The sequence below is a fragment of the Rhizobacter sp. P2_G4 genome, from assembly GCF_056403575.1.
In genome coordinates, this window is the sequence record NZ_JBFUFG010000001.1 from 1,195,948 (window position 1) to 1,211,710 (window position 15,763).

12 protein-coding genes are annotated in these 15,763 nt (G+C 67.2%); 7 read left to right on the top strand and 5 right to left on the bottom strand.

The window, feature by feature from the left end:
• Positions 1 to 4: 4 nt before the first annotated feature.
• The 4 genes from AC1DYS_RS05655 to AC1DYS_RS05670 all read right to left on the bottom strand — a co-directional run bounded on the left by AC1DYS_RS05655 (position 5) and on the right by AC1DYS_RS05670 (position 6,098).
• On the bottom strand, positions 5 to 2,065 hold the full coding sequence (locus AC1DYS_RS05655) for a putative bifunctional diguanylate cyclase/phosphodiesterase (protein WP_477896872.1): 2,061 nt from the start codon (positions 2,063 to 2,065) through the stop codon (positions 5 to 7).
• A gap of 149 nt (positions 2,066 to 2,214) precedes the next feature.
• Positions 2,215 to 4,521 carry an ATP-binding protein gene (locus AC1DYS_RS05660; RefSeq protein ID WP_477896874.1) on the bottom strand — a complete coding sequence of 769 codons (2,307 nt, stop codon included), beginning with the start codon at positions 4,519 to 4,521 and terminating at the stop codon, positions 2,215 to 2,217.
• A gap of 169 nt (positions 4,522 to 4,690) precedes the next feature.
• Entirely contained in the window at positions 4,691 to 4,963 is a 273-nt protein-coding gene (locus AC1DYS_RS05665) for a BTH_I0359 family protein (RefSeq protein ID WP_477896876.1), read from the bottom strand.
• An 82-nt stretch (positions 4,964 to 5,045) separates the two neighbouring features.
• The gene (locus AC1DYS_RS05670; protein WP_477896878.1) at positions 5,046 to 6,098 is read right to left on the bottom strand and encodes a DUF3108 domain-containing protein; all 1,053 of its coding nucleotides are present in this window, start codon (positions 6,096 to 6,098) and stop codon (positions 5,046 to 5,048) included.
• 46 nt (positions 6,099 to 6,144) lie between these two features.
• On the opposite strand from AC1DYS_RS05670, the gene AC1DYS_RS05675 reads away from it, so the two are divergent.
• Genes AC1DYS_RS05675 through AC1DYS_RS05685 form a run of 3 tightly spaced genes read left to right on the top strand, consistent with a single transcriptional unit; the run spans position 6,145 to position 8,657 of the window.
• The gene (locus AC1DYS_RS05675; RefSeq protein ID WP_477896880.1) at positions 6,145 to 7,137 is read left to right on the top strand and encodes a fumarylacetoacetate hydrolase family protein; all 993 of its coding nucleotides are present in this window, start codon (positions 6,145 to 6,147) and stop codon (positions 7,135 to 7,137) included.
• Positions 7,138 to 7,179: 42 nt separating this feature from the next.
• The gene (locus AC1DYS_RS05680) at positions 7,180 to 7,671 is read left to right on the top strand and encodes a retropepsin-like aspartic protease family protein (RefSeq protein WP_477896882.1); all 492 of its coding nucleotides are present in this window, start codon (positions 7,180 to 7,182) and stop codon (positions 7,669 to 7,671) included.
• Positions 7,668 to 8,657, top strand: coding sequence for a TraB/GumN family protein (locus AC1DYS_RS05685; protein ID WP_477896884.1), 990 nt, complete (start codon positions 7,668 to 7,670; stop codon positions 8,655 to 8,657). Before AC1DYS_RS05680 ends, AC1DYS_RS05685 begins: the two co-directional genes overlap by 4 nt.
• Positions 8,658 to 8,717: 60 nt before the next feature.
• Here the strand turns inward: AC1DYS_RS05685 and AC1DYS_RS05690 are convergent, their stop codons facing one another.
• Positions 8,718 to 10,550: a S8 family peptidase gene (locus tag AC1DYS_RS05690; protein WP_477896886.1), complete on the bottom strand. Its 1,833-nt coding sequence runs from the start codon at positions 10,548 to 10,550 to the stop codon at positions 8,718 to 8,720.
• Positions 10,551 to 10,754: 204 nt separating this feature from the next.
• Here AC1DYS_RS05690 and AC1DYS_RS05695 point away from each other — a divergent pair, with 204 nt between their 5' ends.
• The 4 genes from AC1DYS_RS05695 (at position 10,755) to AC1DYS_RS05710 (ending at position 15,687) form a co-directional block, all read left to right on the top strand.
• Positions 10,755 to 11,366, top strand: coding sequence for a PhaM family polyhydroxyalkanoate granule multifunctional regulatory protein (locus AC1DYS_RS05695; RefSeq protein WP_477896888.1), 612 nt, complete (start codon positions 10,755 to 10,757; stop codon positions 11,364 to 11,366).
• 19 nt (positions 11,367 to 11,385) lie between these two features.
• Positions 11,386 to 12,609 (top strand): FIST signal transduction protein, encoded by a 1,224-nt coding sequence (locus tag AC1DYS_RS05700; protein WP_477896890.1) that lies wholly within the window; start codon positions 11,386 to 11,388, stop codon positions 12,607 to 12,609.
• A gap of 44 nt (positions 12,610 to 12,653) precedes the next feature.
• A complete protein-coding gene (locus tag AC1DYS_RS05705; protein ID WP_477896892.1) occupies positions 12,654 to 14,156 on the top strand; it encodes an FAD-linked oxidase C-terminal domain-containing protein in 1,503 nt (500 codons plus the stop codon).
• A gap of 91 nt (positions 14,157 to 14,247) precedes the next feature.
• A complete protein-coding gene (locus AC1DYS_RS05710) occupies positions 14,248 to 15,687 on the top strand; it encodes a DUF2867 domain-containing protein (RefSeq protein ID WP_477896894.1) in 1,440 nt (479 codons plus the stop codon).
• Positions 15,688 to 15,763: the final 76 nt, after the last annotated feature.

A 15,763-nucleotide genomic window follows, 5' to 3' on the forward strand; every position in this document is an offset into this window, starting at 1 on the left:
CGAGTTAGGTCGCAACGGTCTGAGACAAGGTGTCTCCGAAGAGCGAGGGGCGGAAATCGAGCGCGCGCGGACCATCGTCGTTCATGGCCCACAAGGCCAGCGCGGCGGCCGGCATCGGTTTGGCGAACAGGTAGCCCTGCAGCTCGTTGCAGCCGAGGCTGCGCAGGATCTCCTGCTGCTGCTCGGTCTCCACGCCTTCGGCCACCACCTTCAGGCCGAGGGCCTGGGCCAACTTCACGACGGCGTCGACGATGGCCCGAGCGTCGGCGCTGGTTTCGAGGTCGAGCACGAAGCTGCGGTCGATCTTGAGCTCCTCGGCGGCCAGTTGGCGCAGGTAGCTCAACGATGAATAGCCGGTGCCGAAATCGTCGATCGACAGGTGCACGCCAATGGCTGAGAGCCGCTCGATCATCAGCAGCGTGGCGCGCGTGTCGTCCATCGCGGACGATTCGGTGATCTCGCAGGTCAGCAGCGAAGGTTCCACGTTGTTGCGCTTCAAAGCGCTGACAAGGCGCTCGACGAGGTCGACCTGGCGCAGCTGGTGCACCGACAGGTTGATGGCCACGCGCATGCGCAGGCCCTGGTCGCGCCACACGCGGATCTGCCGGCACACGTCTTCGATCAGCCAGTTGCCCAGCGCGTTGATCAGGCCATAGCGCTCGGCCAGCGGAATGAAGATGTGGGGGCCGATCATGCCGCGCTGCGGGTGCTTCCAGCGCATCAGCGCTTCGGCCCCGGTGATCTGGCCGCTCGGCGCGTGGATCTTCGGTTGGTAATGGAGCTCGAGCTCCTTGTTGGCGATGGCGCGCCGCAGGTCCTGCAGCAACTCGACTTGCTCGCGCGCGCCGGCCACCATGCGCTCCTCGAAGAAGCAGTGCGCGCCGCCGCCGGTGTGCTTGGCAGCCCGCATCGCCGCGGCTGCGTGGGCGATCAGCTTCGTCGGCGACCCATGCGCCGGGTACATCGCCACACCGACCGAGCACGACATCGAGATCTCGTGTTCTTCAATGCGGCACAACTCGTTCATGCCGCCGAGCACATTCACGGCGGCCTCCGAAGCCTCTTGCGAGCCGGGGTTGCCGACCAGCATCAGCATGAATTCGTCGCCTCCGGCTCGAGCCACGACATCGCCTGGGCCCGCCAGCGCGCGCAGGCGCTGCGCCACTTCTCGCAAGACCTGGTCGCCGGTGCTCTGGCCGAAGGATTCGTTGACCGCCTTGAGACCGTCGACATTGATGAACAGCAGCGCCAGCTTCTGTTGCTGACGGTCAGCGCGGATCGCCGCGGCCTGCAGCCATTCCTCGAACATCGTGCGGTTGGGCAGCTCGGTCAGCTTATCGGTCTGGGCTGCACGTTTGACTTCTTCGCGCGTGCGCCTGAGCAGCCGCCGAAAGCGGGCTTCGAGCAGCGAGATCATCAGCAGCAGGCCCAGCAAGGCGGGCACGCCCAGGGCGGCCAGTGCCGTCATGGTGCCCACGCCAATGCGGTTGGCCGCGAGCGACACTGACAGTTCGGGAATCGACGCGGCGTACAGCACGCTGGCGTTGCCCGCGGCAATGGCGGCGCCCAGCCCGAGCGCCACGCCCGCCTGCCAGCCGAAGCCCAGGTGGGCGGCGCTGCGCCGCAGTTTGGCGACGATGGACAAGGCTGCGCCCGAACAGACACAGGCCGTGGCCCAGCCCGCCGCCAGCAGCAGCCACTTCCAGTGCACCGCTGGTGCGATCTGCAGTGCCCACAGGCCCATGGCGGGCACGACGCACACGCCGCTGCCGAGCACCAGCGCGGCGATCACCACGCGAACGGCTCCCAGGTGCGGGCGGGCGGTGAGGTGCACGCCGATCAGTGAACTCATGAACGCCACGCCGAGGGCACCCAAGGCGATGCCTGCGTCATACCCGCGGGCGAACGGCAGCGGCTCGCCGGCCATCGCTATGAAATGGGTCGCCCAGGTGCCGGTCGACAAGGCGAGTGCAGCGACGACCAGCGAACGCCAGACGGTGAAGTTGTGGCGCGACGACACGCCGCGCGCAAGGTCGAGCGCCACATAAGCGGCGAACATGGCCATGGCTGTGGAGGCGGCCCACAAATCTGCGCGAAACCTCCACTCGAGAAATATCTCTTCCATCGAACCCTCGGCCACACGGTCGTCCGTTCTTTATCGGCCGAACGGGAGGCGGCTTGAGCGTTGCTACTGGGGCGTGACGGAAGTCTCGTTCAGTGCAGGAACCCGATGTCTCTGCGGCGGCGCACCTCGGGCTTCACGCGGTGCTCGGCCTCGAGCTGCGACAGGAATTCGTCGGGCGAAAAGACCTCGCCCAGTACATCGACCTGCCGCTTCACCGATGCAAAGTCGCCCGGCACCAGCGCGTCCAACCGGTGCAAGCGCTCGGTCTGTTCGGCGTTCAGCAGGCTGGCATCGCCGCCCAGGGCCTCGGCGACGAACATGCGTTCGCGCTGCCCGGCCGTCAGCGGCATGAAGCGGATCTTGAAGGTGAAGCGCCGCAGCGCCGCTTCATCCAGATCGTCGAACAGGTTGGTGGTGCAGATGAACACGCCTGAGAAGCGCTCCATGCCTTGCAGCATCTCGTTGACCTCGCTCACCTCGTAGTTGCGCTCGGCCATGCGCCGGCTGCGCAAGAAGCTGTCGGCCTCGTCGAGCAGTAGCACCGATTGCTCGGTCTGCGCCTCGTCGAACATGCGCGCCATGTTGGTCTCGGTTTCGCCGACGTACTTGCTCACCAGGTCAGACGCCTGGCGGATCATCAACGGCCGCTGCAGCTGCTGCGCGATGTGCTCGGCGAGCGCTGTCTTGCCGGTGCCGGGCGGGCCGTGGAAGCACAAGGTGCCATAGCCCTTGCGGCGCAGTGCCTCGATGATGCGCGGCAACTCGAAGCGCGATTCGGTGTGCACCAGGCTCAGGTCGTACTGAGTGACCACACGGCGTGCACCACGCTCGTTGCTGGTGCTGCCGAGCGCCTTGTCAGCGTTGCCCAACTGGCGCTCGATCAGCGATTCCATCGTCGTGCCGGCCACCTCATCGGCTGCCAGCTTGGCGAACTTCACGGCGGTGCGTACCTGCGCCGGCGTGAGCCCCTTGCGCTCCGCCAGTCGCGCTGCGAAGTCGGCCGAGACGCTCACACCGTCGAGCGCCCGCGTGACGAGCGCTTCACGTGCGCCGGGCGGCGGGCTCTTCAGTTCAAGGTGGTACTGGAAGCGGCGGCGAAATGCCGGGTCGATCTGCTCGATGCGGTTGGTGACCCAGATCACCGGCACCGGGTTGGTCTCGAGAATCTGGTTGACCCAGGCCTTGCCGCTCACGCTGCCCGACAGCGCGCCGTCGCCGGTGTCGAGCCGGGCCATCAGCTGCGCGGCATCGGTCGAGATCGGCGGGAACACGTCTTCCACTTCGTCGAACAACAGAGCGACCTGCGGGCTGCTCTTCAGGAACACCTGGCTGATCTGCAGCGAGCGGTAACGGTCTCGGCCGCTCAGCGAGTTGCCGTCGCGGTCGGCGTACTCCACTTCGTACAGCTCGAGGCCAGCCGCTTGCGCCGCCACCTTGGCCAGCTCGGTCTTGCCGGTGCCGGGCGGGCCGTAGAGCAGCACGTTGACACCAGGCGCCTTGCGCGCGACCGCGTTGCGCAACAGCGAGGTCAGCACCTGCTGGTCGACGCCGACGAAATGGAAGTCTTCAGGGTTCAGCTCGCTGCGCGTGGCCGGCCGTGTGAACACCGCCATCAGGTCGGACGGGCCCTCGTAGTGGCGCATCAGCACCGGCGGCAGCTGCTCGCTGACCTTCATCAGATCGGCCAGGTCGGTGATGTTGTGCTCGGAGATCAGGTTCTCGACCATGCCGGTGCGTTCGAGCCGCGAGCCCGCGCGCAGGGCCTCGGCCACGTCCTGTTCGTTCACGCCAGCCACCGCGGCGATGGCGGCATAAGCCTCTTGTGCGTTCGACACCTTGAACTCCACCAGCAAGCCGCGCAGATCGCGCTGGTAGCGGGCGAGGGTGCCATAGAGCAGCAGCGCGCGTTCGGCCGGGTTGAGCTGCAGCAGGCCGGCGAGCGCGTCGATGTTCTTCTCGACGAGGGTCGACTCTTTCTTCAGGCTGCGGTCGAGCCAGTCGGCGGTGGCACCGAGTACGGCCAGCAGGTCCTTCGGTGCGTCCTTGATGTATTCGTCGATGTAGAAGAAGAGCGTGCCCTCTTCGTACGGGCCGTTCCAGCCGCCGTGGCGCTGCATGAAGACGGCGTCGCTCAGGCCTTCGTGGTTCGGCCAGTGTTCGTTGCCCTTGCAGCGCACGTTGAGAAAAGCGCGCAACCGCGCCAGCACCGACGTGGGCCACACCAGGTGCTTGCCGGTCAGCGAGAGCAGGCCGTTCCAGTCACGCCGCACATTGAATCGCCCTGCGTGCCGCACGGTCAGCGTGAGCACGAATTGCGAGCACATGCGGTCGAGCACCGGAGCCTCTTTCAGGCCCGGTGACAGCACCACGCGTGCATCAATGTGAGGGGTCGCCATCGGCACCTCCGGCAGGAAACTTCCGGGGCGATCTTGGCGCAGCAGCCCGGATGCGACAAGCCCCCTTTTGCCAAGGCGTGTGCAAAGGTTCCGCAGAGTGTGCAAAAGCTCGCCGCGCGTGCGGCGATTCACCCGCGCGGCAGGGCACCGCGCGAGGGTCGGTACGGGATCAGTGGAAGATCAGCGGCTGTTGCATCAGCGAGGAATATCGCTCGATGTAATCGTCCATCTCTTCTTCGGAGGGCGAGGTCTCGATGAGGGCCTCGACGCCTTCCTTGAAGCTTTCGGCCATGGCGCCCTCGATGAATATTTCCTTGCGGGCGAACTTGTCGACGATCTCATAGCCGCCACGCGAGAGGGTTTCACGGCTCGCGCTGGCCTCGGCGTCAGGGACGTCGAACTGCACCACAGCGAAGTTATCCGAGTTGTAGAGCATTTGCATCAGGCATCTCCTTCGCTGCTACTTCGGGACGGAAAGGCCGTATTCAAGCCACGCCGATGCCGCTAATACCCTTGCCCGTGGGTCAGGAGGCCGGCTGAGCCGTCTGCAACTGCAGGTCGAGGGCCGAGTCGTCGCTGGACAGGCGCGCGCGCACGGGCAGGTAATGCAGGCTGGGCGCGAGCCACACCTCGACGCGGGTGTCGTGCGGTTTGCGCGGCTCGCGCAGCAACTTTATGGCGCGCAGATTGCCGCTCCCCGTGCTCACGTCTTCGACGCCCTGCACGAGGAATGACCACACGTCGCCGTCGCCTCTTGCGCCGGTCACGAACATCGCGACACGCTTGCCCGGCGCCACACGCTTGGGGTCGGCTTGCGCGATGGCGGCCACCTGGATCATCCAGCTCAGCCGGTCTTGCGCCCCGTCCATCAAGGGGTATTCGGTCGACGGGCCTGAGTAGCTGATCTTGCCCGCTTCGCGCTGGAAGTTGGCGGCCTGCTCGCTCTTGCCGCGACGCTGGTCGGTGAAGCGCGTCGGCGCAATCCCCGCCGTATCGAAGTTGCCCTGGCTGGCCCAGGTGAGGATGCTGAAGCCGGCGACGCGCCCCTCCAGGCGAGCCTGGTAGCCCTTCGCCGTGGGGCGCCATTCGAGATCGCCCGTTCCACTGAGCGCACCGCGTCGCATGTCGTAGTGGAGCGTCATCGCGGGCGGCATCTGGGTGCGATACACCGGCACGTCATCGGCTGCGTTGACCACCAGTGTGGGCTCGAGGCTGGTTTGAGCCGGCAGCACGGCAGCCACGAGCACGGGTTCGGTCGCGGGTTCCGGCGGGGGCACGGGTGGCGTCTGCTCAGGTTCGATCACGGCGACGGGCACGGCAGCGGGTGTTCGGCGAGGCGGCGGGCTGGGCTTGGCGACGATCACCTCCGCCACGGGCTGCACATCGAGCGGCGTTGGCGGCGTGACAGTGCGCACTTGCAGCGCGGTCAACGCGCGATCGGGCACCGTACCGGCGGCAAACGAGTCGGCCACGCCTTGCCACAACGCCACATGCAACGCGGCCACGCCCATTGCCACCGTCAGCAGCCGGAACCAGGGCCGGCGCAGCGTGGAGGGAGTGGCAGCGGCGGAATGCATGCGTTGACAATAAGCGATACGGCCATCCTAGCGAAATGAGAAGACCATGAAACTTGCAAGCTACAAAGACGGCTCGCGCGACGGCCAGCTGGTCGTCGTGTCGCGCGACCTCGCCACTGCCCACTACGCCACCGGCATCGCCACGCGATTGCAGCAGGTGCTCGACGACTGGAGTTTTCTCTCGCCCCAGCTCGAAGATCTTTACACCACGGTCAACCAAGGCCGCGCACGCCATGCCTTTCCTTTCGACCCCAAGATGTGCATGGCGCCGCTGCCGCGCGCCTACCAGTGGGCCGACGGCTCGGCCTTCATCAACCATGTGGAGTTGGTGCGCAAGGCGCGCAATGCCGAGGTGCCCGAAAGTTTCTACACCGACCCGCTGATGTACCAGGGTGGCAGCGACGACTTTCTCGGCCCCTGCGACGACATCGTCGTGCCCAGCGAGAAGATGGGCATCGACTTCGAGGCCGAGGTGGCCGTGATCACCGGCGACGTGCTCATGGGCACCTCGCCCGATGAAGCGCTCGAAGGCATCCGCCTGCTGATGCTCGCCAACGACGTGAGCCTGCGCAACCTCATTCCGGCCGAGCTCGCCAAGGGCTTCGGCTTCTTCCAGAGCAAGCCGGCCACCGCCTTCAGCCCGGTGGCCGTGACGCCCGACGAAGTGGGCAGCGCCTGGAACGGCGGCCGCCTGAACCTGGCCGTGCAGAGCACCTGGAACGGCAAGCGCGTCGGCCTGTGCGACGCCGGCCCGGAGATGACCTTCCATTTCGGCCAGCTCATCGCCCACATTTGCAAGACCCGCAACGTGCGCGCCGGAAGCATCGTCGGCAGCGGCACCGTGAGCAACAAGGACTGGACGCACGGCTACTCGTGCGTGGCAGAGAAGCGCGCCATCGAGACCATCGAGACCGGCGAGCCCAAGACCGAGTTCATGCAGTTCGGCGACACCATCCGCATCGAGATGAAAGGGTTGGACGGGCAGACCGTGTTCGGCGCAATCGACCAGACCGTGGCCACACCGATCGAAGCAGCCTGAGCCCCCGTGGGTGAACGGCAAACGCGGCACACTGGTGCCACGATGAGCTCCGAGTTTCCGCACACCCTCAAGATCGCCACCGTCTGGCTCCTGGTCGGCCTGGCCGTGTTCCTGGGCTTCCAGATGTTCGAGCGCCAACAGCACGAGACGCGGTTCTCGGCCAAGGGCGAGGTCATCGAGATTCGCCGCGGGCCGGACGGCCACTACCACTGGCCGGGCAGCATCAACGGGCTGGAGGTCGACTTCCTCATCGACACCGGCGCCACCGGCACCGCCATGTCGCAGGCAATGGCGCGCCAGCTCGGCCTGGAAACCTTGCGCCGTGTGCAGAGCGACACCGCCGGCGGCGTGGTCACCGGCGAATTGGTGCGGGCCGATCTGATGTTGCAAGGTGGCGTGCGCGTCGAGCGCATGGTCATCACCGCACTGGCCGGCCTGAGCGACCGACCCTTGCTGGGCATGGACGTGCTCGGCAAGCTGCGCTGGCAGCAGCACGACGGTGTGCTGACCATCGACACCGGAGCCAAGCGATGAAGCGCTTCGTCGCTGCAATGTGGCTGTGCATAGCGCTGCAGGCCGTGGCGCAAACGACGGCAGCACAAACAACGACGGCACCGGCAGCAGCGCCAGTCGAGTGCCCGCCAACGCCCCACATGCCGACGGCCGAAGAGCGCGCCCGCGGCGCCGAACAGGCACGCGACCACGGCTTTCTGTGGCGCGTGAGCAAGAACGGCCGCAGCTCCTACCTCTACGGCACCATCCACATCGCGCGCATGGAGTGGATGTTCCCAGGCCCGAAGGTGAGCGCGGCCCTGCGGGCCAGCCAGGTCGTCGCTTTCGAGCTCGACATCACCGATGCCGCCTTGATGCGCCGGCTGCAGAGCGGCTTCTCGGCCCAGGCTGGCGAGCCCGGGGCTGAGCTGCCCGAGGATCTGGCCCTGCGCCTGCGCGAGCACCTTCGCGCGGCCTGCGCGCCGCCCGAGATGCTGAGCGCCATGTCGCCCGAGATGGTCGGTGCGCTGCTGGTGATGATGTCGGTGCGGCGCGATGGCCTCGACGCCAATTACGGCATCGACCCCGCGCTCGCGCACATCGCGCGGGAACAGATGAAGACCGTGGTGTCGCTCGAGACACCCGAGCTGCAGCTCAAGCTGCTGAAAAGCAGCTCGGCGGGCGATTTGCGCGAAGGCCTGGAGAAGATGCTCGACGACCTCGAGCACGACCGGGCTCGCCCGATGCTGCTGCGCGTGGCCCAGGTGTGGGCCGATGGCGATGCCGACACGATGCTGCGCTACCGCGAGTGGTGCGACTGCGCGAAGACGGCGCTCGAGCGTGCCACGCTCAAGGCCATGCTCGACGACCGCAACCCCGCCATGGCCGCGCGCATCGACGCGTTGCATGCCGGCGGCAAGACCGTCTTCGCGGCCGTTGGCAGCCTGCACATGTTTGGCAAATCGGGCCTGCCCGCACTGCTGGCGCGCCGCGGCTACAAGGTCGAGCGCATCGAGTTCAAGCCCTGAGAGCCTGTGAAAGAGGCTCCTCGCGGAGCCTCTTCGTTCGTCAGCCTCTGAACGCTGTCGTCAGTTGATGGCCAGCGTGTAGGTGCCACCGGTGCTGCCGGTGCCGCCCGAGTAGAAGCGCACCCGCACGTAGTAGGTGGCTGCAGCGGAGCCGCTGTTGGTGATGGTCACCGCGTCGACCAGGCCCGTGCCCTTGACGCTGCTGCCGACTTGCGTGCCGCTGCTGTTGTAGGCATAGAGGTCGTAGTCGGAGCTGCTGTTGGGCGTGAGCGTGGACGCCAACGTGGCGCCGGCCGCGACCGTGACCTTGAAGTAGTCGGTGTCGGTGCTGCTGCTCATGGTGCCGCTGATGGTCGTGCCCTTGGTCACGGCCTGCGCCGCCGAGGTGCTGTTGTTGGGCTCGACCTCGTTGCCCGTCGCCGGCGGCGTGGTGCCACCGCCTGCCGCGGCGTCGACCGCCGCGCTGGCGTCGACGATGCCCGTGCCGCACTGAGAGCAGGTGGCCGGGAAGGCGCGTGTCGATGCCTTCAGCCGCGTCGCGACCTCATCCGGCGTCAGTGCCGAGTTCTTGGCCAGCATCAGCGCCACCACGCCCACCACGTGCGGCGTGGCCATCGAGGTGCCCTGGTAGTAGGCGTAGTTGTCGGCGCCCGGGGCGGTGGCGCCGGCATTCAGCGTCGACAGGATGCCGTTGGCCGCGCTGGAGCGCATATCGCCCCCGGGTGCCGCCACTGCGACCACGCTGCCGTAGTTGGAGTAGTACGCGCGCCCCCCGCTGCGGTTGGTGGCCGCGACGGTGATCACGCCTGAGCAGCTTGCCGGCGAGAAGTTGGCCGCGTTGGCGTTGCTGTTGCCTGCCGCCACTACCACCACCGTGCTGCGGCTGCGCGCCGAGTTGATGGCGTTCTGCGTGGTCGTGTCGCAGGTGCCGCTGCCGCCCAGCGACATGTTGATCACGCGCGCCGGGTTGGCATTGGCGGGGATGCTCGCGACCGTGCCGCCCGAGGCCCAGACGATGCCGTCGGCGATGTCCGAGGTGTAGCCGCCGCACTTGCCCAGCACACGCACCGGCACGACCTTGGCGTTGTACGCCACGCCGGCCACGCCGCTGCCGTTGTTGGTGACCGCGGCGATGGTGCCGGCCACGTGGGTGCCGTGCCAGCTGCTCGACTCGTCCTGAGCCGGAGACCCCGTGCCGCATTCGCCCGCCACCACGGCGTCGCCCGGGTCTTGCGGGTTGTTGTCGCGCCCGTTGCCATCGTTGGAAACGGCGGTGTCGATGATGAAGTCATAGCCCGGCAGAATGTTGGCGGCCAAGTCGGCGTGCGGGCGGTAACCCGTGTCGATGACGGCCACGACGACGCCTGTGCCGGTGGACTTGTCCCATGCGGCCGGCAGGTTCAACCCGCCGGTGGCTTCGAAGTAGTGCCATTGCTGGCCGTACTGCGTGTCGTTCGGCGTGAATTGCGCCTGCAGGATTCGATCGGGCTCGGCGTACTCGACGTTCGGGTCCGCGGCGGCGATGTCGCGCGCAAGTTGTTCGACGGTGCTTTGCGGCAGACGCTGGCCGAGCCGCATCACATGGGTGTCGAAGGCACCCATGCGCTGCAGTTGCAGCTGCAGGCCCAGGCGGGCCGCGACCTGCTGCGCATTGCGGTGCAGCAGCGTGCGGTCGGCCGAGGTGGCTGCCGTGCTGGGGCCCGCCGTGCCGCTGCGGTATTTGATGATGAGCCGGTCGGTGGGCGCCGGGCTCGCGGCTGCTGCGGCCTGAGGGGCTGCGGTGACGGCTGCGCCGCCGGCATTCGCCGCAAGCGGCAGGCTCGCCAACGCCAGGGCCGCCATGCTGGCCCTCAGTGCGCGCACGGCGAAGAGGGCTTTGTCAAAAGGTCTCATGTGTCATCCTCGTGAAGTGAACAATGGACGCAGAGCCCTCGTGAGCCCGTGTCGGGCCGTGGAAAGCCCGGCCGTGCAGGGTTGCGCAAAAGCGGAGGCGGCACACCTGTCAATCCTTTCAGGCTGATGATGGGTTTGCCCCGGCAGCGGCAACGTGGGCACAATCGGTTGCACAAAACCTTCGAGCCCCAAGGAGACAAGGCCATGGCCGACACACCGAACTTCACCAAGCTCGTTCCGGGCTTCGATTTCCTTCAGGGACTGGTCAAGAACGCCGGCTCGGCCTTGCCCAACATCGGGCAATGGGTGGCGCCCACTCTCAACCCTGAAGAGCTCGAGAAACGCATTGAAGAGCTGCGCACGGTGCAGTTCTGGCTGGAGCAGAACGCCCGCATGCTGGGCGCGACCATCCAGGCGCTCGAGGTGCAGCGCATGACCTTGTCCACGCTCAAGACCATGAACGTGCAGATGAGCGACCTGCGCGAATCGCTGACCATCCGGCCAGGCGACGACAGGCAGGACAAGCCGGCGAAGGCGGGCGCGAAGAGTTCAGGCAAAGGTGCCGCCGATGCCCCGCCGCCCGGCGTCGACCCGATGCAGTGGTGGGGCGCGCTCACGAAGCAGTTCACCCAGCTCGCTGCGTCTGCCATGAAAGACAGCGCCACCGATGCCGCCAAGAACCTGGCCGGCGCGATGATTAAGCAGTCGGCCGAAGCGGCCGGCCAGACCTTCAAAAAGGCCGCGGGCGTGCCGGCCAAGGTGGCGCGCAAGGCGACCGCCGGTGCGCGAAAGCGCGCGAGCCCCAGACAATCCTGAACCGGGGCTGCACCACGCGATGAAGCTGTTTGCACACGCGCACGCCACGCACCCCGACTGGCGCATGGCCGTGGCACTCGCGGCGGCGCAGATCGACGCCCAGCGCAGCGACCCCGCAGGCACGCACATCCGCCAGCCCACCCTGGGCTGGGTGTACTTCAGCGACCACTACGCGCCGCAGGCCAACGCCTTGCTGGCCGAGCTGCAGCGCCGGTGGCCGGGTGCGGCGTGGGTGGGCTCGGCGGGCGTCGGCGTGTCGGCCAATGGCGTGGAGTATTTCGACGAGCCCGCGATCGCGCTGATGCTGTGCGACCTGCCGCGTGACCAGTTCAGCGTGTTCTCGGGCGCACGGCCGCTGGCCCAGGCGCCGAGCGGCTTCGTGCCGAACACCGCGCAAGTGCACGCCGACGGGCGCGCCGACGGGCTGCCCGACCTGATCGCCGAGATGAGCGGCCGCACGGCAACGGGGTATCTCTTCGGTGGCCTCGCGTCGGCTCGCACGCAGCCGCTGCATGTGGCCGACGGCGTGTTCGAAGGCGGCTTGTCGGGTGTGGCCTTCGGGCCGCAGGTGTCACTGGTGTCGCGCGTGACCCAGGGCTGCCAGCCGATCGGCCCGGTGCGTCGCATCACCCGGGTCGAGCGCAACGTGGCGACCCTGCTCGATGGCGAGCCGGCGCTCGACTGCCTGCTGCGCGACCTGGGCGTGAGCGGCCGCGAGCCACGCGAGGCCTTGCCCCGCATTCGCCAGACGCTCGCGGGCCTGAGCGATGGAAGCGACGACACCTTGTCGCGCCCGGGCCAGTTCGGCGCCGACACGCGTGTGCGCCACCTCGCCGGCATCGACCCGGCGAACGGCGGCGTGGCCTTGAGCGACTCACTGGAAGAGGGCATGCAGATCGCCTTCTGCCGACGCGACACCGAGGCCGCGCGGCGCGACCTGGTGCGCATCTGCAGCGAGATCCGCGAAGAGGTCGAACCCGAGCAATTGCCCATCGAAACCGCGCTCGCCTTGCATGGGGCCGATGCCGATCAAGCGCCGCACCCGGCGCGGCAGATTGCCGGCGCCGTCTACGTGAGCTGCGTCGGCCGCGGCGGGCCGCACTTTGGTGCCCCCTCGGCCGAGCTCGCGATCATTCGCCGCGCGCTCGGCGATGTGCCGCTGGTGGGCTTCTTCGCCGGTGGCGAAATCGCGCGCCGGCATCTCTACGGCTACACCGGTGTGCTGACGGTGTTCCCGGCCTGATTTCTGTCTGCCTTGCTTGCCCAGCCTGATGTGATGAGCGCCTGATGAACAGCATGACCCAGCCCCCCGCTCCCACGCGTGACGAACGCGTGGCGCGCCAGTCCCTCGTGGTTGCTGAACTCACCTCGCTGCTGCCGCCGCACGCGCTGCTGTGGCAGAGCGAAGACACCGCGCCGTACGAATGCGACGGGCTTACCGCCTACCGCGAGCTGCCGCTCGTCGTCGCGCTGCCCGAGACCGAGGAGCAGGTGGCGGCCGTGCTGCGTGCCTGCCACAAGCTGGAAGTGCCCGTGGTGGCACGTGGTGCCGGCACGGGGTTGTCGGGCGGCGCACTGCCGCACCGCATGGGCGTGACGCTGAGCCTCGCCAAGTTCAACCGCATCCTGAAGGTGGACCCGACCTCGCGCACGGCCACCGTGCAGTGCGGCGTGCGCAACCTCGCCATCAGCGAAGCGGCGGCCGTGCACAAGCTCTACTACGCGCCCGACCCGAGCAGCCAGATCGCCTGCAGCATCGGTGGCAACGTGGCCGAGAACTCGGGTGGCGTGCACTGCCTCAAGTACGGCCTCACGTTGCACAACGTGCTGCGAGTGCGCGGCTTCACCGCCGAAGGCGAGGCGGTCGAATTCGGATCCGACGCGCTCGATGTGGCGGGGCTCGACCTGATGACGGTGCTGATTGGCAGCGAAGGCATGCTCGCGGTGGCGATCGAGGTCACCGTCAAGCTGATCCCCAAGCCGCAGCTTGCGCGCTGCATCATGGCCAGCTTCAGCGACGTGCGCCATGCCGGCGATGCGGTCGCCAACGTCATTGCCGCCGGCATCATCCCCGCCGGGCTGGAGATGATGGACAAGCCCATGGTCGCCGCCGTCGAAGGCTTCGTGAAGGCGGGCTACGACCTCGATGCTGCTGCCATCCTGCTGTGCGAGAGCGACGGCACGCCAGAAGAGGTGAGTGAAGAGATCGGCCGTATGCTCGACGTGCTGGCCGAGAGCGGCGCTACGCGCATGGAGGTGAGCCGTGACGAGGCGCAGCGCCTGCGCTTCTGGAGCGGCCGCAAGAACGCGTTCCCCGCCAGCGGGCGCATCAGCCCCGACTACATGTGCATGGACTCGACCATCCCGCGCAAGCGCCTGGCCGACATCCTGCTCGCCATTGCCGAGATGGAGAAGAAGTACCAGCTGCGTTGCGTGAACGTGTTTCACGCGGGCGACGGCAACCTGCACCCGCTGATCCTGTTCGACGCGAACGACCCCGACCAGCTGCACCGCTGCGAGCTCTTCGGTGCCGACATCCTCGAGACCAGCGTGGCGCTGGGTGGCACGGTGACCGGCGAGCACGGCGTGGGTATCGAGAAGCTGTCGTCGATGTGCGTGCAGTTCTCGCCCGCCGAGCGCGAGCAGATGCTGGCCGTCAAACGCGCCTTCGACCCGGCCGGCCTGCTCAACCCCGGCAAGGTGATTCCCTCGCTGGCCCGTTGCGCCGAGTACGGCAAGATGCACGTGCGCAAGGGCTTGCTTCCTTTTGCGGAGCTTCCGCGGTTCTGAGGCACGTTGTCTCTGAAGGTGTGCGTTCCTTGCGTTGACCGTTCCGCAAGGGCACGGCGAGAATGCGCCACGCTCACCTCCGGTCTGACCGATGACTCCATCTCTTGCGCAGGCCGACACGTCGTCGAGACGGCAGACACGGCAGACGAGCACTTTTCCCTTTGTTGCCCTGCCTTCCCGTTCGGGCGGCGTGCCGGTGGAGGTCTGCCTCGTGGACCGGCTGGCCCACGGCTCTGGCAACAAGCTGTTCTATGGCGTTCTGGCCCGCCAGCGCCAGCACGATGAGTTCGTCGATGAACTGGACGAACCGTCTGCCAAGCTCGGTGGCACCGATTTCGCCAAGGGCGACGCCACCGCGCTGTACTCCTTCGGCGTGGGCGACCGCGGGCATCCGTTTCATCGGCACGAAGGCCATCGGGTGTTCACAGCGGTGTCGGGCAGCGGTGGTTCGCAGTTGCGCTTCTCCAGCGCCACGCCGGAAGAGATCACCCAGGACCCAACCAGTTTCGTGCGCGCGCTGCGTTATGTGAACGTTCCGCCGGACTGCCTGTTCACGGTGCGCTTCTCCGGTGAAACCTGGCATCAGTTTTCGCCGCTGGACGATGCCTCGGGTCACCCGGCCTTCTTCGCGTTGTCGTGCCACACCAACGAACTCGGCGGCAACCTGAGCGACGAACTGCGCCAGCAGGTCATCGCCAATCGCGCCGACATTCCTTCCCTCACGCAGCTGCTGCCGGAGCCGGTGGTCGAGCTGCTGCGCCGCAGCCCGGTGAACCGCGCAGAGGTGCCGACCACGGTGTTGTCGCTCGACGATGCGCCGGGCAGCTTGCTCGAGGCAGCCTGCAAGCAGTACCGGTCCGTCCTGGGCCACATCTGCGGTGCATGGGCGCGGTGGCGGCCGGGTGCGGGGTATGTGAGCGAGATCCGCCCGGCGCGCGTGTTCGAGCACCACGCGTCTCCTGCTAATTCGTTGCTTCGCAAGGAGCTGACCGATCGCCGGGTGCATCACGAGGATCGCTTCACGCTGACGCTACCGGCCGCGTCTCTGGGTGCGCTTCGCGGGGCTGGCGCGGCGGAATTGCTGGCGGCGTTTCTGGATGGCTTCCTCGCCAACAGGCCCGTGGGCGTGGCTCGGTTGATGTCGCTGCGGAATGTTCTGGTGCGCCCGCTCAAGCTGCGGACATCTCCGCTCGGCTGCCCGGTGTCGTCGCTGCTGTCGGCGCCGACGCAGGGAGTCTTCGCTGGGCGGTTCCCCGTTCGCAGCCAGGAAGTGTCTGGCCATCTCGCGCAGGTCATCCTCGGCGCAGACGACAAGCACCTGGTGTTTCGTTCCTGCGTGGCCGTCGAGCACATCGACGACGAACGGGTCGAGTTCTCGCTGTCGACCCGGGTTGCCTGCAAGAACCTCTTCGGTCGGTTCTACATGGCCATGATCTCGGCCACGCACCGCAAGTACATTGCGCCCACCATGCTCGAATACGCCGTGGATGCGGTGAAAAGAGAGCCGAGCACCGCCGGAACAAAACCCTGACGCTGCGAGGTCAGGCGTTTAACCCGGCAGAGGCTGTCGGTGAGAGTGCGTTCCTATAATCCGATCACACCCCCGA